Genomic DNA, 22530 nt, shown 5'->3' with positions numbered 1-22530 from the left:
CTCCATATAGTAAATGCTTGCTTGCGGTTTTTCGCAAAGTTCACAAGACCGCCTGCTGCCGCAATGTCTTGAATAAATTGTGGCAATTCAGTGCCTTGGTATTGTTCATTTTTAGTCAAGTTGTACACGATACCTTTAGACAAGTCTACGCCGATAGCATCGCCTGCATCGATACGATCAACTTGTTCACCGATTTCAATTACAGGTAAACCGATGTTGATGGCATTACGGAAGAAAATACGTGCAAAGGAGTGTGCAATGATAACAGGCACGCCTTTTGCTTTGATAACGCCTGGTGCGTGTTCACGAGAGGAACCACAACCAAAGTTTTTACCTGCTACCATGATTTCGCCAGCTTTCACATTAGGTGCAAAAGTTGTATCAATATCTTCCATCGCATGTTCTGCCAATTCGTTCCAATCAGCAATTGCCAAGTAACGAGCTGGAATGATTACGTCTGTATCTACATCATCGCCGTAGCGCCAGATTTTTTTGCTTTCAAAATCCATTTTAAACCTCCTCAGGGCCTGCAATGCGGCCTAATACAGCACTTGCTGCCGCCACGTAAGGGCTTGCCAAATATACTTCAGAATCAACGTGACCCATACGACCACGGAAGTTACGGTTTGTAGTGGAAACTGTACGTTCCCCTTCAGCCATGATACCCATATAACCGCCAAGGCATGGACCACATGTTGGTGTGGACACAGCGCAGTCAGCTTGAATGAAGATGTCTAACAAGCCATCTTTCATAGCTTGATCGTATACATCTTGGGAACCAGGGATTACGATACAACGAACAAATGGAGCTACTTTGCGACCTTTGAAGATCTCTGCAGCTGCCACCAAGTCTTCGTAACGGCCATTTGTACAAGAACCGATGATAACTTGGTCAATTTTAATATCTTTATCGATTTCGTTGATGTAATGTGTATTGGATGGCAAGTGAGGGAATGCTACCACCGGTTGCAATTTGGACAAGTCAATTGTAATTGTTTGGGCATATACTGCATCAGGGTCAGCATTAATAGGTTCTACAGAACGATTTACGCGACCTTTGATGTATTCTTCAGTCACTGCATCGTAAGGGAATACGCCACATTTACCGCCTGCTTCGATAGCCATGTTACAGATTGTAAGGCGATCAGCCATAGTCATGTGTTGTACGCCTTCACCAGCAAATTCAAGGGCCATGTAACGAGCGCCATCTACGCCGATTTGACCAATCAAATCAAGAATTACGTCTTTACCAGTTACCCATTTATTAGGTTTGCCGATAAGCTCAACCTTAATTGTTTCAGGTACTTTGAACCAAGTTTTACCTTCTGCCATAGCAACGCCCGCATCAGTGGAGCCTACGCCTGTGGAGAATGCATTTACCGCACCATATGTACAAGTGTGGGAGTCAGCGCCAATCATCATTTCGCCAGGACCGATAAGACCTTTTTCTGGCAAAATAACGTGCTCGATACCCATTCTACCGACTTCAAAGTAGTTTGTAATGCCATGTTCGCGTACGAAATTACGCATTACTTTCGCTTGTGTAGCGGATTGAATATCTTTGTTTGGTGTGAAATGGTCAGGCACCAAGTAGATTTTATGACGGTCAAATACAGGTTTGCCGATTTTCAAGAACTCTTTACGGGCTGGTGGGAATGTGATGTCGTTCATCAATACCGCGTCCAAATGACATTCGATGATTTGGCCTGGTTTTACAACATCAAGACCCGCGTGGCGAGCCATATTCTTTTCAGTAATGGTCATACCCATATTATTTTTCCTCCTCTTGTTCTAGCTCCATAGCTAGGAATACTGAGTTTACTGCATTAATATATGCATTTACACTTGATTTAACGATATCGGTGCTGATACCACGACCATGGTACAAACGACCGTTATATTCTACCTTAAGGGTTGCTTCCCCAAGGGCATCTTTACCTGCTGTAATCGCGCGGATTTGGTAATCTTTCAAACTAATTGGCAAACCAACCACACGTTCAACCGCTTTAAGGGATGCGTCTACTGGACCGTCACCAACGGCAGCATCGGCTTTTTCACCTTCTGGAGTCATGAGACGAACGTCTGCATAAGCGTAGCCTTTTTCACCCAATTTGTAATATTGAGCCACAAGCTCGAATGCTTTTTTATGATGTAAGTTGTCTACTACAAGAGCGATGATGTCATCATCGTATACTTGTTTTTTGCGGTCTGCCAATTCTTTGAATTTAGCAAAGAGGTCGTTGATTTTCTCTTCTGTGAAAGATTGGAAACCAAGTTTTGCCAAATGATCCGCAAAGGCATGACGGCCAGAGTGTTTGCCCAATACGAGGTCTGTTTTTTCAGCCCCTACGGACTCAGGAGTCATGATTTCGTATGTTTCAGGGTTGCTCATCATACCATGTTGGTGAATACCAGACTCATGAGCAAAGGCGTTGGAACCTACGATTGGTTTATTTGGAGGTACTACGACACCTGTCAAACGGCTTACGAGTTTAGAAACTTTTGTAAATTGTTTTGTATCAATGTTCACTTGTAGATCGCCGAAGTAATCATGGCGTGTTTTTAGAGCCATTACAACTTCTTCAATCGCTACGTTACCAGCACGTTCGCCTAGACCATTAATTGTGCCTTCTACTTGGCGTGCACCTGCTTTAATAGCAGCTAGCGTATTTGCATTAGCAAGACCTAAGTCATCATGACAGTGAACGGAGATGATGGCATTTTCAATGCCTGGTGTATGTTCTTTGATGTAACGGATTTTGTCACCAAACTCATTAGGGTTCATGTAACCCACTGTATCTGGTACGTTAATAATCGTTGCACCACCAGCAATGGCAACTCCAAATACTTGGCATGCAAAATCTAAATCAGAGCGTGCTGCATCTTCACCGGAAAACTCGATTTCATCAACTTTACCTTTTGCATACGCCAATACAGATTTAACCTTATCCAAAACCTCTTGGCGAGTCATTTTTAATTTATATTCCATATGAAGTTCGGAAATAGCAATGAACACATGTAAACGGCTGCGTTCCGCATCTTTCAACGCATCAATCGCTTTTTGTACGTCCTTTTCATTAGCACGTGCCAACGCACAAATTGTTGCACCTTTCACTTCGCGTGCAATCGTTTGTACTGCTTCAAAATCCCCAGGGGATGCTGCTGGGAAGCCAGCCTCGATTACGTCGATGCCGAGGCGTACTAGGCCTTTCGCAATTTCAATTTTTTCAGGAGTTTGTAAAGACACACCTGGTGTTTGTTCCCCATCACGAAGGGTTGTATCGAAGAAATATACGCGATTTTGATCCATAATCTTCACCTTTTCTATACTAATAAAACATAACACTGTATTATATCTATCTATTGTGAAAGTTTAGTAAAATCGCCGATTTCAACGCTATTTCGACTGAATCCAACGTAGATACATTAAATCAGTAATTTTACTAGACTTTTACAATAAAAAAAGCCCCTCAGAACAACTGTCGTTGCTCAAAGGGGCGTTATATTCATAACACGGTACCACCCTAATTGGGACTCATTGCGGGTATAACGGAACCACCGTCGATGACTACTGCTGCATTCGCCACCAAAGCTCACGGGAGAGTGTCAGCGTACAACCTCTATTGCCTCGCACCAACCGGCAACTCTCTGAAAGCAGGATTTGTAAACCTTTATACCCATTCATAGCTCGTATTTAGATATAAAGGTATTGTACTGTATTCTATAGAGTTATGTCAATTAAAATAAAATGAATATTATGCATCTAGCATTCTTCTTACTAACTAGCACAATAAAAATAGCAGGGTGGCCGCCCTGCTATTTTTCGTTCATATGAGACTATGTCACATATTGACATCCCTTGTCATATAAAATAACACTTCACGATAGTATAGTCAATGCGCCCTCTATGCAATCAATCTTAAAAGCTTATCCACTCTAAATTCTCAAAATCATTGAGAATTCGTTTATCCATTTTTACCACTTGATTAGTTAACTCTATTCGATTATTAATAAATGAAATATCTGTATACCAGTCCTTTAAACTAGCATATACTTCATTCTCTAAATCAATAATCATAGTTTCTATGGGATCCCAGGTTTTACATCTTACAGACTCGACCATAACCATACTAGTCCCTATGAAAGTAACATTCCTACCATAAATCCAAAATGGCAATGTCTGTCCCTTTATAGTAATGGAGTATATGGCATCTCCATGAGGTGGTTCCGTTTCATATTGTGCTTTTATTTTGTACTTTTCCATTATCTTGTTGCTAGCATTTTCTATATATGGCAACTTGGAAACTTTGTACTTTTCTGCGTTCATAAGAGCTCCATTATTTTTAATATCAAACACAACAAAGGTTACCTATGTAATCATCATAGTTCTCTTAGCAGTAGTCACTATCATTGCACTAATTAAATAGTACAACGATAAACACCTAACGTATAGAGGAGTGCAGCCCTCTAACACGTTAGGCGCCATCATAATTTTGTTCAGTTTTAGATCAGCCTAACGCCCTAATCACGTTAATGGGCTCTCTTTATATGTATATTATAAGCTAATCATAATTAAAGAAATAGTACAATAAATAACTCAATTTATACCTACACTCTTAATAATTTCCCTAGCCCGGTTAACAGAAATAGGCTCATTAAATAAGAATACATGGTTCTGCCCCTCTTGTTCCCATGATGCTAGATATACGGAGTTATCCACCATTCGATAGGTTACGGTCACGCCATTTACAACCTCTATTTTCTGAGGCACGTAATCCTTATAGTCACCTGCGATATTACCAGATAAAGTTGATACTCGATACTTAATATACTTTGGCATATCATCTACACGGTCAAAGTATTTTCCTTTTAAAAGCTCATGATAGGCATACACGACTTGTAGTACATCATGATCCACAATAGATACATGTACAGGGCGGAGTCCCTCTACCCCAACTGGCAACTGCGGCTTAAAGTTCAAATGTTGCTTAGCCTCATATACAGTATCAAATACCTCTAAAGCTTGCCCCTTCCGAATACTTCTATAATCCTTATCAGTCATACTGCAACTACCAAATCCATCTGGACAAGGAAACTCATTTCGATCACCATAAGGCTGGTCATAAATAGAATTACCATTGAGACGAAAGCGCATCAAGTCATCTGCGGAAGCGACATTGATAGAACCTATAAAAGCTAACACAGCCAATGCACATATAACCTTTTTCATGATATATTCCCCTATAAACAACATGTATTAAGTAAATTATATCACTAAAAGAACAAATGCCTATATAATACTAGTTACAGCATGATTCTAAGTCTATAATAAGCTGATGCCGAAGACACGCCTAAGCAAGATTAACTACTAAAATTCCAATAATCCCTTTTCATCAAACTTAAAGTTTGGCCCCCATGCAACTTCCCAGTAATATCCATCTGGATCAGTAAAATATGCATGATAACCACCCCAAAAAATATCTTGTGGTTCTTTTACAATTCTTCCCCCAGCATTTCGCACTAATTCAATGACACTATCAACATCTTCTTTATGCTCAACATTGTAAGCTAATGTAATTCCTGCAAATCCATCTCCCATTGGAGGATTGCTTTCATCAATATCTTTTGCTAATTGTTCCAAAGGAAATAGTTCAAATTTTGTCCCTGCTGTATCGAAAAATATTACTGGCGGATTATTTTCTTTACAGTCAGTCTTATATCCCAAACCATCTCTATAAAACTTTATTGATCGTTCCATGTCTCTAACGCCTAAGCATATGCAAGTGATCTTATTCATTACTACCTCCATAGTTTACAATTACATTAATCAGATAAACTTGAATTTGTCAGCTAATAAATTTACTCGCCAATTTGTACACTTGATTTATTTCTTTGCTGTCTAATTTCCAATTATTAAGTTCAGCTTTAATTAATTCAGGAAATTTTTTGCTAATATCTCTTAAAGCATTGCCTACCGATTTTCTGACATATTCGCTGGTATCTTCTTTTAGTGCAGCAATACGCTTAATAGCTTCCTTCGGATTATCTTTAAAATATGGTCTACTCATCCATATTCTTAATCCCTCTATAACGGCTCTCCTCGTATTTGGATTATGATTATCTAACCATTCATCAATAATTGGAAGAGCTTTTTCATACCCGGTCTTTCTGCAAAATTCATCAAATGCCTTTGCTAATACTTCCTGAACTCTCCAATTATCATCTTCAGACACTTCATCTCTCATAAATACCAAAATATCTTTTTTATCTGATAAATATCCAAAAAGAAATACACCGTACATTCTTACTTGATAGATATCAGATTTATAGGCTAAAAATGCCAATTCCTTGATATATTCAGTATCATTAGATTTATAATCGGCCAAGGCTCGTCTTTCTTCCTCTTTGAAGCCATTTTCTATCAAGGAAAACTCTGTTTCTAAACTCCTAATATACGCTTTCAAAGAAACTCACCTCACTTACAAATTCTAATTTGTTTATAACGCTCTGATTCTAGCCTTTACAAAATCAATAAAACTATGTTTTCAATACAGCTACATTGCGCCAATTTTTGGTATTCAGCTTTTATTATTAAATTATATCAAAAAATTTTCTCAGTAATCATCACAAATCTATCACATTTGATAGTATCTATCGCAAATCATTCTACTATTCAAAATTATTGTAGGTGCTATAATGAACTCAACAAAAGGAACAGATGCTCATATGATACTAAATGCACTATTCCAAAACTATAGTTAGTAGTTATATAAAGGAGACTATCATGACACATACACAAGTAAAAGAACTCGTACAAGCTTTATTAGATGCACCTACAAGCAACCCTACAGTAAAAGAATTCGCGCAATCTTGGATCAATGCAGAAGGTAAACCTGAACAAAAAGCACTTACAAAACAGCTAGTATCTGTAGCAGAGCAAAACATTGCTCTTATCGATGAAACAATTGGCTTTGCAGGCTCTGAACTAGCTACACAAATCCTTGGTGCAGAAGGCGCAGCTAACCTATTACAACACGCTAAATCTATCAAAGCACAAGGTGCAGAATTCTGCGACTGCCCTGGATGTGTTGCATGTAAACACGTTATCGATTTGAAAGCGGAAATTGTGTAAAGAAATTAATAAAAACAACAAACGGCTCCTTTTTAAGGAGCCGTTTTCTATATTTTAACTAAATCATATCATTTCATAGTCTTCTGAATCTCTACTATTTAAAAAAAAGTCTTTCATTCAACTTTTACTCTATTTTACTTAATAAGTAAACTTAAACACTATTTATATTTAAAGTCACTATCTATTCTAGACAAATAGCTAACTTATCTTCATTTTTTATAATACTTTCACTACTCTAGTAAGGCTTTACTTATATAATAACAAAATTATTCTAATTACTTCTAGGTTGGTAAAAATTATATATAATTTATTATTATATAAGAAAATGATCTTTAAAGTTGCAATTTCATAACTACGGCTAATACAAACCCCTTTTTAATAAGATTCTTATAGCTTAGACCGAATTTCTTCTACCAATTTATATACTGTAGTACATGGATTCATTTCAGAAGGAACAGTAATGCCATCTCGGACTAATGATATATACCGATTTTTAGCAGTCTTAATAGCACCTTCTTCGCTCCCTACGGTATAAAAACGCTGATATAAATCACTATCAGTCTTATTATATTCATATCCATTCATTTTTTGTCGACAAATCCGCTTTAAACTTTCGCAACAACAAACTGATGTATCAAAAGTTTTCAGTCTTCCTAAATATGCATGAAGCCATATCTCAATACAAGGGTTTGACCAACCAACATGAATATTTAAACTCTCAGCCTTTTCTATAATTTTATCAAAAGTAGTTACTTGGTCTCTATCAAATATAATCCAAGTTTCTCTTAATTGTGGATCGTAACTACTGTCTCTACAAGCTTTACTTATTAATTCTCTAGTTTTAATACCATCTACAACTTTTATTTGCAACTTACTTCTAACTTCATCAGGTAATGACTTATGTAACCCTTCAAAATACGCCCTCTCGGTTCCTTCCGTATCAGTATATATTAAATAATAGCCTAACTCCAAATTACGTCTTTCAATCCGTTCGTGTCGAGGTCTTCTTTTACCTCTATGATCTTGTTTAGCCATAATTATTTCTCCGAAGAAAAGTCCATATCTTTTAATAACGGTATTGCGCCATAATTACCTAATAAATATTGCTTAATATAATTTACATCCTTACGAACTGCTTTTCCTGTTTCTCCCTTAAAATCAATTAAGGAATATAATTCCGAGGCTCCATCAATATCTTTTTCTGCGAACCAAATCTCATCACGTCGTAATAATCGATTAGACATAGGAAGCAAATCATGAGTTGTAAAAATTAACTGTGCATTATTTGTATTAATTTCGGGATTTAAAAATAATAGTAATATATTCCGCATCAACAAAGGATGTAGTCGCGCATTTAGCTCATCAACAAATAATACGGCGCCCTTAGTCAAGACAGATTGAAGCTCTGGATACAAAGCAAACATTTTTTGTGTCCCCGCAGACTCCTCGCCAAGCGATATTTCTACAGATTTATTACTACCTTTTTTTACATGTAGGGTATTAATAGAATATACCTTTCTTTTTTCTTTCTCTTCTTCTTTTTCGTGCTTTGTAATAGAAAACCCCTTTATGCTATCATCAAAAGCACCTAAAAAATTCACTACTTTATTTTGAACATTCTTATCCTCAACAAATCCTTTAGGCATCATCCTGTAGCGAAGTAAAGACTCTATAGGATCTGCGAAATTCGATAAAGAATTATATCCGAACCAGTCTCTTATTAATTTACATTTCTCAATTTTCAACTTAGCTCCAAGAGATACTATTAAAGTTTGTGGTTCTAAAGATATTTTAATATTTTCTTGACTTGCTTTAGGAATCCCAGATAAATCTAGCTCTTCATGAGCTGTGTTTCTATAAAATATAGGTCTATATTCTCTAACAGTTCTAGCTTTAATATTTAACCACTCTTCTTCAATGCCCTGACGGTTCATAGAGAAACCATAATTATAAACTTTTTGTTTATCATCTCCAGGGATTGTAAAATATACCTCAAAAACAGATACCTTATCAACAGATTCTATATCAAATAAAAATGGGTCCTGTTTAATCTTAGCATCAGATTCAATATCTTCATCACCAAAAGAAAAGGAACGCAAGACATATTGAGTCATATACTCAAATGCGTTATATACATTCGACTTACCACTAGCATTAGCACCAAATATAGCCGCTACGGGTAATACTTTTTCACCACCAGATGCCCGTACATGTTCAGGAAATTCAGTGCAAGTTGTTGCTGTTAAATCTAAAATAGCTTCATCCTTAAAGGATCTAAAATTTTTAAAGGAAAACTGAATTAACATAATACTTCCTCCATTCTTACGTCAAGTATACAACGCACACAAAAAAAATACAACCAAATGAGCCAAATGCTCACATGATTGTATTTTTTTAATATTTCTATTATTCAATATACAAAATAAGGGCTTTCGTTTACTCACTTGCTTCTACAAGTGCTTTTGTATAAGGATGTACCGCTTCTTTAAGCCGTTTTGATTCGATGATTTCAACGATGTGTCCGTCTTTCATAACCATGATTCGATCTGTTACGGCTTGTAAAAGTCCTATATCATGGCTGACGAATACGTAGCCAAACGGTTGTTCCCGATGTAATTTTTGTAATAGATCTAATACTAGCTTTTGGTTCACCGCATCAAGGGCTGATGTAGGTTCATCAAAAAGTACTAGTTTTGGATGCATCAACATAATTCGGGCCAGTACAACGCGTTGCAACTGACCACCACTTACTTCATGAGGATACTTTTGAACAATCAATTCCGGTAGATCTACATGTTGAATCCATTTGCATATGTCTTCTTTTGCAGAAGCTACATCCATAAGACCATAGTTGATATACGGCTCCAACATAAATGCTTCTAAGTTCATCCGTGGCGGAATGATTGCCAAAGGATTTTGAAACATCATCTGCATGGATTGATAAATATCCCTATGGTTTTGGATAGATGTAACATCCTCACCGAATAGCCGTACAGTACCTGAAGACGGTTTTTCTAACATTGCAATGAGTCTGAGGAGTGTACTTTTACCTGAACCACTGCCGCCAGCAATGCCTACGCGTTCATTCGGCGCTACAGAGAAAGATACGTCATTTACGGCATGAACCGTATGATGGTGGTTCGTATATTGTTTACATACATGCTCAACTTGAATCATACTACACCACTTTCATTACGGAATCTAACAATACATGGGTATACTCAGCTTTTGGCTGGTTTATAACCGCTTCGGTAGGTCCTACCTCAACGAGCTGACCTTTATTCATGACGCCAATGCTATTTGCAATGCGTGCTGCAGCCTTGATGTTATGCGTTACGATGACTACTGTTGCACCAAGGGCTTGCGTCACTTCTCGCAATAGGTCCAACACAGAAGCTTGTACGAGTATATCTAAGGCGCTAGTCGGTTCATCGGCAAATACGATGTTTGGCTTTAGGATAAGGCTCAAAGCTATCGCTAATCGCTGCTGCATACCACCGCTCAACTGGAATGGATAAGACTGTAAGATACGGTCTCCTCCATCGAGATGAACGAGATCAAGCATATCGATAATGCGGCTAGCATCATAGCTTTCGCCATGAGCACGGAACAGATCCTTGAAGTGATTTTCTACGGTCCGATTCGGATTTAGATAGGCACTAGGATTTTGAAATATCATAGAAATTTCTGTACCACGCAATTGGCGCCAATCTCCATCACTCAAGGTAGAAATGTCGATGCCATTTAACAAGATTTGACCTGCTATAGTCGCTTGTTTCAACATGCCAAAGGCGGCACGGACCAGCGTAGATTTACCAGACCCACTTTCACCAACGATGGCAAAGACCTCACCATTAGGCACGGAGAAGGATACATCGCGTACCGCTTGCTCCGCACCGTATGAAATTGTAACCTTGTCAAATACGATACAATCAGATTTATTCAATAGTAGAATCCTTTGTTAACAAGTAGTAATCGATAGGATGTACTGGCACATTTTTAACCTTAGATGTGGATACTACAGTTGCACTTGGATACAACAAGTAAATATCTGCTACGTCATCAACCAAGATTTGTTGAGCCTGTTTAGCAATGTTAGAGCGTTCGTTTTGATCAAATGTTACGGACAATTGGTCGATCAACGCATCTACTTGAGGGTTAGAATAAGCGCCAACATTTGCTTTTGCACCGGATTTATAGAACAAGCTGAGGAACCAGTAAGGGTCGTTTGTAGACATGGTGATAACATTACGTTCTACCAAGTCAAAACCGTTGGTACCAAGTGTATCCACTTCGTCAGGGCTTTGTAGTTTTTTAAGCGTTACATTAATGCCTGCTTGTTTCAATTCTTGTTGAATTTCTTCGTACATGCTTGTGTCTTTACCCCATACAGCTAGTGTTAGAGATAACTCTTTACCATCTTTCGCATACACGCCGTTTGCATTTTTAGCATAACCAGCTTGCGTTAAGATTTGGTCAGCTTTAGCCACATCAGTTGTCGCTTTATTAGCAATTGTGTCATAGCCTAAGTTAGCAGATGGTGGGAATGGTGCCGCACCTGGTGTAGAACCGTTACCGATAATTTTTGCCATAGAATCATAATTAATAATATGAGCAACAGCATTACGTACAGCTTTGTCATGTAATGGAGATGCTGCAGTTTGGTTCATTTTTAACATAAAAACACGTACGCCAGCGATGTCTTGAATATTGAAACCATCTTTAAACAAGCTGCGGTTAGCAGAATCTACTTTTTGAATAACATCTACATCTTTAGATTGCAATGCCATTGCGCGTTTGTTATTGTCTTCGATGTCTTTCACTGTTACAGTATCAAGGCCTGGCTTGCCGTCCCAGTAATCTGCAAAGGCTTCTAGCTCAATAGTTTCACCCTTTGTGAAAGATTTAATTTTGTAAGGACCTGTAAGAATAGGTTTTGTCGCTACGTCTTTAAGATCTGCAGTGTCCATGATGACAAATGCAGGTTCAGTTAAGCTAGACAACAAGGAACCATTAGGTTCTGTCGTTTTGATAATCAAGTTTTGACCATCTACAGTGATAGACTCAATCTTAACAGCTTTTGCAGAACGAGCACTTTGTTTCATAGTGTACTCGATAGACTCTTTTACCTTTTGTGGTGTCATAGGTGTGCCATTTTGGAATTTAACATTTTCACGAATGTGGAACTTCCATGTAGTAGGGTCCACATTTTCCCAAGAATCCGCCAATTGTGGGGTGAATTTCATGTCTGGTGTTACAGTTGCCAATGTTTCACCGGCACCGATACGTGTCAACGTCCATGCATCCCACTCATGAGTTGGATCTAATGTTTCACCAAACCAATACAGGCCAACATTCATGTGTTTTCCTTGTTTGCCTTGTTGAGCGGTATTACTGCCACAACCTGTCAAGAGGGCTACCATAGACAACATGGCTAAACATACTAATAACCAACGTTTCATAATTTCTCCTTTAAAAATACAGCGCCTGCTAGGGCTTTCACAATAAAAATCTATACACAGCGCGGTTACTGAGAGACATCGAGTGCATCGCGTAACGCATCGCCAATATAGTTAAATAAGACAACGGTAATGAAAATGGCAAACCCTGGATATATGAGTAGCCACGGCGCCGTTTGTAAAAAATCTCGAGAACTTAATAAGATTGTGCCCCATTCTGGATCTGGTGGTTGCACGCCGATACCAATGAGTGAGAAACTTGCAACCAAGATGATAGCGTCTCCGAGATGTTGAATAATAACAATCAAGAGCGGTGGCAGTACATTTGGTAACATATAGCGCCACAGGATACGCAGATTAGATGCGCCCGACATACGAGCAAAGGTAATATACTCCGCATGACGCTCGATTTGTACGAGACCTCGCGTGATGCGCGCATACTCTGCCCATTTTGTAATACACAGCGAAATAATGACATTCGGAATGCTAGGCCCCATGATACCGATGAACGCAATAGCAATCACCATATTCGGGAATCCTAGGACCAAATCGATTAAGCGGGATAGCCAGCGGTCGATACGAGGCGTAGAAAATCCTGCAAGGCCACCGATGACGATGCCGATAGCGCCACTAATACCAATAATAGTGAAAGCAATCCCTAAAGATGCTTTACCACCATAGAGAATACGAGACCACACATCACGGCCCAATTGGTCAGTCCCCAATAAATGGGTACTACTGATATCTTGTAAACGGTCGGGGATACTAGTTGTTTCAGGGTCAAAGGGTGCTATATAGGGAGCGCATAAAAATAATACAATCCATAGAGTAGCTAAGCACAACATAAGATATAAGGTATACGGCTTTTGTCTATTCATAAGAGCCTCCTTGTATAGCGGCCCTGCGTTTTGGATTTAGCCAATAACTCAATGCATCAATGATGATATTGATAATAATAAACACCATCGTAATCCAAATGATATAGCCTTGCATCAATACAAAGTCGCGAGCCATAATACCTTGTACCATCATATAGCCAATGCCCTTAATGGCGAATACCGTCTCAATAACAGCAGATCCTCCAAGCATAGCGCCCATCGTTACGCCCATCATAGGGAGTAACATGAGCCCTACATGTGGGAAGATATATCGGATATATACCATCCACTCCGGCAAGCCCAGGGCACGTGCACCTTGTACAAAGGGGCGTCGAGACACCTCTAAAATAGCATTCCGTAAGCGACGGATATATAATCCACATAACCATAAAGCCAATGTCACAGCTGGCAAAATATACGCAGAGAAACCATTTGTATTCGTAACTGATACAAGCTGCAATTTAACGCCAAATAAGTACAACAATAATAGGCCAACCCAGAAACTAGGGATGGCCAAGGCTAAAAATGTCAATAGACGAACGCCATGATCCACCCAAGAATTTTGATACGTTGCAGACAGCATTCCTAGAGGAATAGTTACAATAATCCCCATAATAAGTGACAATGAGACGAGACCCAATGTATTAGGCAACGCCCCTGATAGCAAGGTTGCTACAGGCATCGAATATAGGATAGATTCCCCAAAATCACCACGTATAATTTGACTAAGCCAACGCATATATTGTTGCCACCACGGATCATTGAGACCTAACTGTTCCCGTAATTGAGCGACTAGTACAGGATCAGGCGTAGCTCCCACGAGGTTAAACTTCATCGACACAGGATCGATGGGCGATAATTTAATCAATACGAATGTACCGATGGTAACAACTAATAAAATACCAACTATACTCACCAAACGCTGTAGTAGTAATCGATACAATCCATCACCTGCCTTCTTAACATAAAATAACTATATTTCTATTCTATCAATGCTCTGTATATATATGTATACCCATAGAGGTATATTAGACTGATTATCATTATGAAAGTTTTGCATACCAACAAAAACGGCCCCTCATATGAGGAGCCGCTTCTTATATAACCCTTACAAAGTCCATGCGAGTGTTTCACTACATCCCGCATGCCTATCCCACTAGGCTGAACCTTTTATTTTGTATGTAGTTTAGGTGCTACTGTATTTGCGATAATTGCTTTAGCCATATCACGAGTTACAGGGCGTTCAAAATACATCGCATGAGTTTGGCCATCTTTCGTCCAACCTGTGAGATATACCATTTTTTCGCCACCTTTGAAAGTAACCTTTGTACCGTTTACTTTTTCTGTAGCTGTTACGCGATAATCCTTATGATCACCACTAATATCACCTTTTGTAGTTCCTACGCGATACACGATACGTTTACCTGCCGCTTGGTTACGAGTCGCATCCTCACCAGCTTGGTATACATAAACTACTTGTAATACATCTTTTTCGATAGTGCTGACAGACTCAATATTGTAGCCTACAGGCAATACCTTAGGCAATTGAGGTGTAATATTCATATATTTAGCAGCTTCATCAATAGTGCTAAACTCATGAATAGGATTTGGCATGCCAACCATAGGCGCTGACTGTTCTGCTACCATAGGTTTAGCTGGATCTGGTTTTACATCAAGAGTACCTTGTGCACCAGCAACAGTGTAAGAACCTACACAAGCACAAGCAACTGCCATTAATACAAATTTTTTAACCATGGGTATAATCTCCCTTCACGTAACATAAAAATTATTAAAAACACATTTATTTTGTATGTGATTTTTCTTCAACAATATTACGAATCATAGCCTTCGCCATATCTCGCGTAACGGGATGCTGAAACTCTAACGAGTGATTCTGCCCATCTTTCATCCACAATGCAAGATTGACCATTTTGTCACTGCCTTTGAAAGTAACTTTTGTTCCATCTACACGTTCAGTTTCTATCACCTTATGAATCTTACGGTCACCACTAATATCACCAGTTAACTTAGATGAACGATATATAATCAGTGCACCACCAGCTTTGTTGTAATATGGCTCCGCACCAGGTTCATAGACATAAACAACTTGTAATATATCTTTCTCTAAGGTTATGACAGATTGAATATTAAAGCCTACAGGTAACAGCTTTGGCATCTGTGGTGTTATATTCATATAGTCCGCTGCTTCTTTAACTGTGGTAAACACATGTACAGGACTTGGCATAATAAAATTGGGTTCTGCAGGTTCAACTGAGATTCCACCAGTCATAGGCATGGAATCGCCTCCATTGGATGGATTATGAGCATTAGTAATGCTATAGGAACCAATAGTTGCCCATGCTAAAGAAGCCACTAATAATATCTTTATCCTTGTTGTCATAACAACAATCTCCGAAAATAAGTTTTGTAAAATTATATTTATCAAAATTCACTCAACAAGTATACCCTAATTGATATAGGATTTCAAGTAACTATTTCTTATGCACCATAAATCCAGCTGCTTGTTGGTTCGCCATGATGGTTACATCAGAGATTTGCAAGCGTTTAGGTTGGTTTGTTACATACAATACTACATCGGCTACGTCTTCTGGTTGAACAGCCTCAATACCAGCATATACAGATTTTGCTCGTTCCGCATCACCGTGGAAGCGTACTTCACTAAATGGTGTTTCTACGATACCTGGTTGAATAGTTGTAACCTTAATATCTGTAGCAATCGTATCCATGCGAATACCATCGCTCAATGTCTTAACAGCGGCCTTTGTAGCGCAGTAAACAGCGCCGCCTGGATATGCATAAATACCAGCCGTAGAGCCCATATTTACAATATGACCTTCATTTTTATCAATCATGAAAGGCAATACCGCTTTTGTTACATATAAAAGGCCTTTCACATTGGTATCAATCATAGTCACCGCATCAGCAACAGAGCTATCTTGGAAAGGATCAAGCCCTTGAGCAAGACCGGCATTATTTACAAGTACATCAACGCCACCAAAAGCCTCGATAGCTGCAGGAACCTTGCTTTCAACATCCTCACGACTACGCACATCAAGAACCAAAGTCTCAACACGTACGCCATATTCCTTAGACAAACGAGCCTGTACCTCACCCAATAACTCAGCACGACGGCCAGAAATCAACACATTATCGCCATGCTTGGCATACGCCTCTGCAATACAAAGACCAATACCAGACGTTGCACCAGTGACAAAAACATTACGAGCCATAAAAGCCTCCTCATCATCAATCCGTTCTATTCTAATAAGTTCATTATACCATTATAAAAAACAAAAAACGCTACCCTACCACCTATAAACAACAAAAATAGTGTATACATAGGCGCAGAATGTATTTAAAAGCCCCCATAAAGTGGCTTATGGATTTAGGGATATGATAGGATACCCTTTCTGAAAATGACATCCTATCTCCCATCTAAATAAATTTGTGTAGCAGCTTAAATTTAGAGTGTAAATATTTGAGCTCTACTACAGTAGGAAAGGCAAATAGGGATACCTATTCGAAGCCGCCTTGGGCGCTACGCGTACCACTCTTTCCATTCCCCCAAATGATATATTGACGCATCTGAAGGAAAAGCGCATAGAAATGAAAAAGGATTACCGTTCCGGAAGCGACTTAGGTCACTATGGAGCCTTTCACTAATCCCTAGAATGATATGCTGATGTATCTGTATGTAACGCTAAGATATTTGAGCTCTACTGTAGCTAGAAAATAAATAGGGATACCTATTCGAAGCCGCCTTGGGCGCTACGCGTACCCATGAAGGCTGAGGATAGGTATCCCTATGGTTTATTAGGTTTTACGAGGAGAGCTCAAATACTCTTGCTCTTTATTTCAGATGCGCCAACATATCATTTAACACTTCCATGCAATCCCCCACGATACCATAGTTAGCGTGTTGGAAGATTTCTGCGTTTGGATCGTTGTTAATAGCCACGATTGTGTCAGCACCGGAGATGCCGCTCACGTGTTGGATAGCACCAGAGATACCGAATGCCAAGTATAGTTTAGGGCTTACAGTTTTGCCTGTTTGACCTACTTGGTATGGCAATTCAATCCAGCCTTTTTCAACGAGTGGACGTGTAGCGCCTACAACGCCACCGATAGCATCGGCTAGTTCATAAAGTTTATCGAAGTTTTCTTTAGAGCCCATGCCACGGCCACCAGCTACGATGATATCTGCTTCTTGGATGTTGTAACCATCTTTGCTGAACGGAATGAAGTCGAGGCGTTTCATGCGAATGTCTTCAGGCTTGAGGTCAAATTGTTCAATTTGAATACGACCCCAGCTATCGGCAATACGTTCAGGCTTTTTGAACACGTTAGGACGTACGGAGCCCATTTGAGGACGATGGTTTGGAGAAATGATTTCCGCCAAGATATTGCCGCCCAAGGCAGGACGTGTCCATTCTACAAGGCCTTCATTCGTATCTACCGTTAAGATCGTACAGTCCGCTACAACGCCATTTTGCATGCGACCAGACATACGAGGCGCCAAGTCACGACCGTTATTAGTAGCACCAATCAAAAGGATATTAGGCTTATGGTCTTCAAAGAAGTCTGTTAACACCTTAGTATAACCATCAGTTGTATAGTATTTCAAAAGCGGGCTTTCAAAAACGTGAACGATATCGGCACCATGTGCTACGAGTTCCTCTGCTTCGGTTTGAACATTCTCGCCCAATAGCATAACTTGAACGAGTTGGCCCAATTCCTTAGCGATACGGCGAGCTTGGCCAATCAGTTCATACGTAACCGGATGTACCACATCATCGATAGTATCAGCTACGACAAAGACGTCTCTATATTCATCAAAATTTGTCACGGCCATTACCGGTCACCTCCTTTAGAACCTTCATCACCTTTAGCAGCTGCTACCGCCTTAAACTCACTAGGGGATACGCTTTCAACAGACGCAGCCCGTTGCACAGGGTCTTTTACATCTACACCCTCATCATTGTCCTCAGCCACCTCAACAGGCGCATCATTTGGCACTAGTAGATGAGCAAATTTTTCTGGCTTAATATGGTAAGCCAATTCGAGAACCTTTTTAGCCCCTTCCTCTATGGATGGCAACATTTCTACTTTACCGCGGAGAGGTGGTTGGTACACCTTACGCACACGCGTAGGAGAGCCATTAAGGCCGATACGGCTTTCATCAATATGAGGCATATCTCGCAATGTTACGTGAGTGATAGTATACCGTTTCGCATAAATAGAGCTCCAAAGGCCTGGTTGGCGTGGCTCGTTGAGCTCAGCTGTGGCTGTAACCAATAACGGCAATGGAACCTCTACGATTTCATAGCCATTTTCATGTTGTCGTTTCACAACTGCTTTTTGAGCTGCTTGATCTACGGATAGTTCACAAGCATAGGTAGCTTGCGCCATACCGAGTTCCTCTGCAATTTGAGGCCCTACTTGTGCAGTATCGCCATCGATTGCCTGCTTACCACAGAAGATAATTTGGAACTGACGGTTCATAGTCCGTTGAATATGACGGATTGCAGACGCAATGGTATAGCTTGTAGCCAATGTATCGGCACCACCGAACGCACGGTCTGTAACGAGTACCGCATCATCAGCGCCGAGAGCTAAACATTGACGAAGTGCTTCTTCCGCCTGTGGAGGCCCCATGCTGACAACTGTTACACGACTACCTTCATATTGGTCTTTTACCGCCAATGCCGCCTCTAACGCATGCATATCGTCAGGGTTTACAATGCTAGGCAAGCCTGTGCGGATGAGATTATTTGTTTCCGGATCCAGCTTAATCTCAGAGGTATCTGGAACCTGTTTGATACATACTAATAACTCCATACACTCACCCCTGTCTAAATTCTACGCCCTTAGCGTTACGCGGATATTTCCAAGTTTTTACGATTGTTTCACCACAAAGAACACGGCATGTGCCGCATTCTAAACAGCCGGCAAAATCAAAGGCTAAATCGCCATTATCTTGTAATGTATATAGACCAGCCGGACAGCCATTGACGAGTTTCATTTTCTCTTCAAGGCTAAAACCAGCGCCATCCACAAGGATATGAGGAGACGTTTCATCTACATAATATTTATTGGCGCCCAAACGCTCTTCTAGTTTCATAGGGAACGCACCCCTTTCCAAGCATCACGAATCAAGGTAAATAGGCCAATGTCTCCGACACGGCGCATAATTTTTTTCATCATTGGTACTGCACCATCACCATTTACAGTGAATACGTCGCGCATCAAATTATTAACAAATGCTGGGTATTCATTGAAAATACGCGGATGGGTAGCGAGGAATTTAGGCATATTTTTGTAACGCTTCAAGTCCTTCAGTAACCAAGAACTCTTGATTTGACGTTCATACAATTTAGCTACGCGATCCATATTTTCATCGCGCAAGGCTACGTTAACTGCATCTGCTGCGCACATACCGGACTCGATAGCAAGGTCCATACCACGAATAGTATACCCAAGATTCATACACATGCGCGCCGCATCGCCAACGATAATATAACCATTACCACCCAATGTAGGCATCGATTTATAGCCCCCTTCAGGTACGAGGTGGGCACTATGTTCTTTCAACTGACCATTTTTCAACAATGGCGCAATTCTTGGATGGCTTGTGAAAGCTGAAAGCATATCGTCTACAGAACGATCGGCTTTACCGATGTCTTCAAGGCCCACAACCATACCCACAGAAAGGCTATCTTTATTTGTATAAATAAAGCCGCCTCCCAATAAGCCAGAGGTCATATCACCTAGAGTAAGCCACGCCATACCGTCATCTCCAGACAGCATAAGGCGATTTTCAAGGTCCTCTTTTTTAAGTTTGTATACCTCTTTTACCCCTACTGCCATAGTGCTTGGATCGGTAGGAGCTGTAAGACCTGCTTTTTCTAATAATACTGTATTAGAGCCTTCTGCGATGATAACAAGTTTTGCATATACTTCATCATCGTGGCAACGAACGCCAACAACGCGTTGCTTTTTGCCTTCACCTTCAGTAATGAGGTCTGTTACCTGTACATTGGATACGAGAAGAGCACCCTTTTTCTCAGCCTCTTCAGCGAGCCATTTATCGAATTTAGCGCGTAATACTACGTAGGATTCTTCATTCGGTTGTCCATCTTCGTAGCTGTATTCAATAGTCGTCATTTCATTGCCAGAGCCAATAGAAATGCGTTCTTTTGTTACCTTACGTTCCAATGGGGCACGGTCTCTAAAGTCCGGTACTAACCGTTCTAAAGAATGCGTATAGATACGTCCACCCATCATATTTTTAGCGCCTGGTGCGGTACCGCGTTCAATGAGTAAAACCTTTACCCGTTGCTCCGCGAGGCGTAACGCCGCCGCAGAGCCTGCTGGGCCTGCACCAACAACGATAACGTCAAATGTTTCATTGCGATCAATTGCCATATACTCAGCTCCTTTAAATCAAAGCTTAGACTTACATAAGTTCATATAGTATATATATTTCTCTATTAAGAACCAAAATACCTCTAAAAATTACCACAGAAAAATGAATATATTCTATATTTTTTAACATTATGTTGTAAATAGCTCTATAGGATGTATATATACTCATTATATACTTATACTATTGCATACTATTCATTACCAACAGGTGCAACAAAATTCATCAATTCGTGAAATTTATAAGTTTATCTAGCTTTCACAGTGAAAGTAGCGTATGATAAAAGTAGGAAAAACCCTATACGGAGCAACACGCGTATAATACGACCGCATAATGCAAGACCACGGTCAAGGTTAGGCACTCATTATTTTGGAATTACCAGAGGAGGCCATATGGACCCGTTAAGAATCTTGAAAGCATTATCAAATCCACATCGGTTAGATATTATATTGTGGCTAAAGCACCCAGAGAAAGAATTCGGTGTACAAGTACACACTAAAACTCTTATCGATTTCCCTAACAGTGTAAGCGTTAAGAGTATTCAAAAGCGCTGTGGTGTATCTCAATCTTCCATCTCTACATTTATGAGCATCTTAGAAAATGCAGAACTTGTAGAGTCTCGTAAGATTGATCAGTATACCTATTTCCGTCGTAACGAAAAGGTAATCCTTGAGTTCGGCGAATGGTATAACAAAGAGGTATCCATCCAATCGGACGATATCGACAAATTATTAGAAACGGTAAACTTAGAAGATACTTCGTATCCTACGACAGAACTAACAGAGGAAACTTCTGTGCTTAGCGAACAACTCGCTGTCGAAATCAATACTAAGGGATCCGATCATGATGAAAACAGGAAATAAAATACTCCCTTACTCACCATACTTAGGGATAAAAGGAAAAGAGCTATAATACATGCGATTATAGCTCTTTTTGTTTTTTATGATTCAATATATTTTTAAATTTCACCGATTATAATAAATATGACGAACCTCCATTACATCTTCAATTACTACATAAAAGATATAAAAGTTACGTACTATAATTTTATAATATGGATACTCACGTTGTTTCTTACTCGGATATACGGCAAAAGATTCTGGACAACTTAATCTTGTGTATATAGCAGCCTCAATATCTGTAATTAGTTGATGAGCGGCTTCTCTATTATGCAGAACATAAGTTATATAATCAACAATATGATTAAGCTCCTCTTCAAATAATGGTAAAATCGTAAGTTTATATTTCCGCTCCATCGATTCTCTCCCTTACGCGACGAAATACATCGGCACCAGAGTATCGAATTTTACTTTCTTTTGCTGCAGAATCAGCTTCATCCAAGGCGTACTCAATAGGATCTGTTAATGCTGAATATTGTTCAATACTCATTAACACCATAGTTCCATATCCATTCTTAGTTAAAAATACAGGCGAATTTGTTGTAATAACGGTTTCTTCAACTTCAGGAAATTTATTACGCAAGTCTGATACAGGTCTAATATTAATCAATATATACACCTCCTTATATCATAATTCTATCATTATTTTATTAATTTTACTAACAATATTATGGCAATCAATAGTTCAACTAAAAATGCCCTCCAAAAGGAGGGCATC

The 22530-nt window shown here is 39.5% G+C and carries 24 protein-coding genes, 1 pseudogene and 1 other annotated feature; of the genes and pseudogenes, 2 read left to right on the top strand and 23 right to left on the bottom strand.

What is annotated here, in order from left to right; all coding sequences use genetic code 11:
- Positions 1-20 precede the first annotated feature (20 nt).
- The 7 genes and pseudogenes from ACSV5T_RS04735 to ACSV5T_RS04705 form a co-directional block, all read right to left on the bottom strand.
- Positions 21-509, bottom strand: a pseudogene (locus ACSV5T_RS04735) (3-isopropylmalate dehydratase small subunit); the annotation flags it as partial.
- A gap of 1 nt (position 510) precedes the next feature.
- The gene (gene leuC, locus ACSV5T_RS04730) at positions 511-1770 is read right to left on the bottom strand and encodes a 3-isopropylmalate dehydratase large subunit (protein WP_438320403.1); all 1260 of its coding nucleotides are present in this window, start codon (positions 1768-1770) and stop codon (positions 511-513) included.
- A gap of 1 nt (position 1771) precedes the next feature.
- Entirely contained in the window at positions 1772-3310 is a 1539-nt protein-coding gene (locus ACSV5T_RS04725) for a 2-isopropylmalate synthase (RefSeq protein WP_105089572.1), read from the bottom strand.
- A 180-nt stretch (positions 3311-3490) separates the two neighbouring features.
- Positions 3491-3694: a binding site (T-box leader), on the bottom strand.
- Positions 3695-3919: 225 nt separating this feature from the next.
- On the bottom strand, positions 3920-4327 hold the full coding sequence (locus ACSV5T_RS04720; RefSeq protein WP_438320402.1) for a hypothetical protein: 408 nt from the start codon (positions 4325-4327) through the stop codon (positions 3920-3922).
- Positions 4328-4597: 270 nt separating this feature from the next.
- Positions 4598-5230 carry a hypothetical protein gene (locus ACSV5T_RS04715; RefSeq protein WP_295825153.1) on the bottom strand — a complete coding sequence of 211 codons (633 nt, stop codon included), beginning with the start codon at positions 5228-5230 and terminating at the stop codon, positions 4598-4600.
- A gap of 138 nt (positions 5231-5368) precedes the next feature.
- Positions 5369-5797, bottom strand: coding sequence for a VOC family protein (locus ACSV5T_RS04710; RefSeq protein WP_295825152.1), 429 nt, complete (start codon positions 5795-5797; stop codon positions 5369-5371).
- Positions 5798-5846: 49 nt separating this feature from the next.
- A complete protein-coding gene (locus ACSV5T_RS04705; protein WP_295869729.1) occupies positions 5847-6464 on the bottom strand; it encodes a DNA alkylation repair protein in 618 nt (205 codons plus the stop codon).
- 320 nt (positions 6465-6784) lie between these two features.
- Between ACSV5T_RS04705 and ACSV5T_RS04700 the strand changes: the two genes are divergently transcribed.
- The gene (locus ACSV5T_RS04700) at positions 6785-7132 is read left to right on the top strand and encodes a hypothetical protein (RefSeq protein ID WP_295825148.1); all 348 of its coding nucleotides are present in this window, start codon (positions 6785-6787) and stop codon (positions 7130-7132) included.
- A 387-nt stretch (positions 7133-7519) separates the two neighbouring features.
- Here the strand turns inward: ACSV5T_RS04700 and ACSV5T_RS04695 are convergent, their stop codons facing one another.
- The 14 genes from ACSV5T_RS04695 to ACSV5T_RS04630 form a co-directional block, all read right to left on the bottom strand.
- A complete protein-coding gene (locus ACSV5T_RS04695; protein ID WP_295825146.1) occupies positions 7520-8167 on the bottom strand; it encodes an RloB family protein in 648 nt (215 codons plus the stop codon).
- Between the two features lie 2 nt (positions 8168-8169).
- Positions 8170-9438: an AAA family ATPase gene (locus tag ACSV5T_RS04690; RefSeq protein WP_295825144.1), complete on the bottom strand. Its 1269-nt coding sequence runs from the start codon at positions 9436-9438 to the stop codon at positions 8170-8172.
- Between the two features lie 130 nt (positions 9439-9568).
- Positions 9569-10309: an ABC transporter ATP-binding protein gene (locus tag ACSV5T_RS04685; RefSeq protein WP_295869168.1), complete on the bottom strand. Its 741-nt coding sequence runs from the start codon at positions 10307-10309 to the stop codon at positions 9569-9571.
- 1 nt (position 10310) lies between these two features.
- Complete coding sequence (locus tag ACSV5T_RS04680; protein ID WP_295869170.1) at positions 10311-11078, bottom strand: ABC transporter ATP-binding protein; 768 nt, start codon at positions 11076-11078, stop codon at positions 10311-10313.
- A complete protein-coding gene (locus ACSV5T_RS04675; protein WP_438320401.1) occupies positions 11071-12594 on the bottom strand; it encodes an ABC transporter substrate-binding protein in 1524 nt (507 codons plus the stop codon). Before ACSV5T_RS04675 ends, ACSV5T_RS04680 begins: the two co-directional genes overlap by 8 nt.
- A gap of 65 nt (positions 12595-12659) precedes the next feature.
- On the bottom strand, positions 12660-13469 hold the full coding sequence (locus ACSV5T_RS04670; RefSeq protein WP_295869173.1) for an ABC transporter permease: 810 nt from the start codon (positions 13467-13469) through the stop codon (positions 12660-12662).
- Positions 13462-14412, bottom strand: a complete 951-nt coding sequence (locus ACSV5T_RS04665) for an ABC transporter permease (protein WP_438320400.1) — start codon at positions 14410-14412, stop codon at positions 13462-13464. Before ACSV5T_RS04665 ends, ACSV5T_RS04670 begins: the two co-directional genes overlap by 8 nt.
- 227 nt (positions 14413-14639) lie before the next feature.
- A complete protein-coding gene (locus ACSV5T_RS04660) occupies positions 14640-15224 on the bottom strand; it encodes a hypothetical protein (RefSeq protein WP_295869176.1) in 585 nt (194 codons plus the stop codon).
- Between the two features lie 46 nt (positions 15225-15270).
- Complete coding sequence (locus ACSV5T_RS04655) at positions 15271-15870, bottom strand: hypothetical protein (protein ID WP_295869177.1); 600 nt, start codon at positions 15868-15870, stop codon at positions 15271-15273.
- Between the two features lie 91 nt (positions 15871-15961).
- Complete coding sequence (locus ACSV5T_RS04650; protein ID WP_438320399.1) at positions 15962-16720, bottom strand: SDR family NAD(P)-dependent oxidoreductase; 759 nt, start codon at positions 16718-16720, stop codon at positions 15962-15964.
- A 620-nt stretch (positions 16721-17340) separates the two neighbouring features.
- Positions 17341-18342: an electron transfer flavoprotein subunit alpha/FixB family protein gene (locus ACSV5T_RS04645; RefSeq protein ID WP_060924160.1), complete on the bottom strand. Its 1002-nt coding sequence runs from the start codon at positions 18340-18342 to the stop codon at positions 17341-17343.
- Complete coding sequence (locus ACSV5T_RS04640) at positions 18342-19328, bottom strand: electron transfer flavoprotein subunit beta/FixA family protein (protein WP_119206636.1); 987 nt, start codon at positions 19326-19328, stop codon at positions 18342-18344. Before ACSV5T_RS04640 ends, ACSV5T_RS04645 begins: the two co-directional genes overlap by 1 nt.
- Before the next feature lie 4 nt (positions 19329-19332).
- Complete coding sequence (locus ACSV5T_RS04635) at positions 19333-19611, bottom strand: ferredoxin family protein (RefSeq protein ID WP_295794196.1); 279 nt, start codon at positions 19609-19611, stop codon at positions 19333-19335.
- On the bottom strand, positions 19608-20915 hold the full coding sequence (locus ACSV5T_RS04630; protein ID WP_438320398.1) for an FAD-dependent oxidoreductase: 1308 nt from the start codon (positions 20913-20915) through the stop codon (positions 19608-19610). Before ACSV5T_RS04630 ends, ACSV5T_RS04635 begins: the two co-directional genes overlap by 4 nt.
- A 390-nt stretch (positions 20916-21305) precedes the next feature.
- Between ACSV5T_RS04630 and ACSV5T_RS04625 the strand changes: the two genes are divergently transcribed.
- On the top strand, positions 21306-21776 hold the full coding sequence (locus ACSV5T_RS04625) for an ArsR/SmtB family transcription factor (protein ID WP_438320397.1): 471 nt from the start codon (positions 21306-21308) through the stop codon (positions 21774-21776).
- A 102-nt stretch (positions 21777-21878) separates the two neighbouring features.
- On the opposite strand, the gene ACSV5T_RS04620 is transcribed toward ACSV5T_RS04625, so the two are convergent.
- Both ACSV5T_RS04620 and ACSV5T_RS04615 read right to left on the bottom strand, forming a co-directional pair.
- A complete protein-coding gene (locus ACSV5T_RS04620; protein WP_438320396.1) occupies positions 21879-22169 on the bottom strand; it encodes a type II toxin-antitoxin system RelE/ParE family toxin in 291 nt (96 codons plus the stop codon).
- A complete protein-coding gene (locus ACSV5T_RS04615) occupies positions 22153-22431 on the bottom strand; it encodes a type II toxin-antitoxin system Phd/YefM family antitoxin (protein WP_005387370.1) in 279 nt (92 codons plus the stop codon). Before ACSV5T_RS04615 ends, ACSV5T_RS04620 begins: the two co-directional genes overlap by 17 nt.
- Positions 22432-22530 lie beyond the last annotated feature (99 nt).

Origin of the sequence: Veillonella sp. ZSJB6, assembly GCF_051549505.1 — a bacterium.
Classification (GTDB): domain Bacteria; phylum Bacillota; class Negativicutes; order Veillonellales; family Veillonellaceae; genus Veillonella.
The sequence above is the reverse complement of the archived record's forward strand: the minus strand, read 5'-3'. Positions and strand labels throughout refer to the sequence as shown.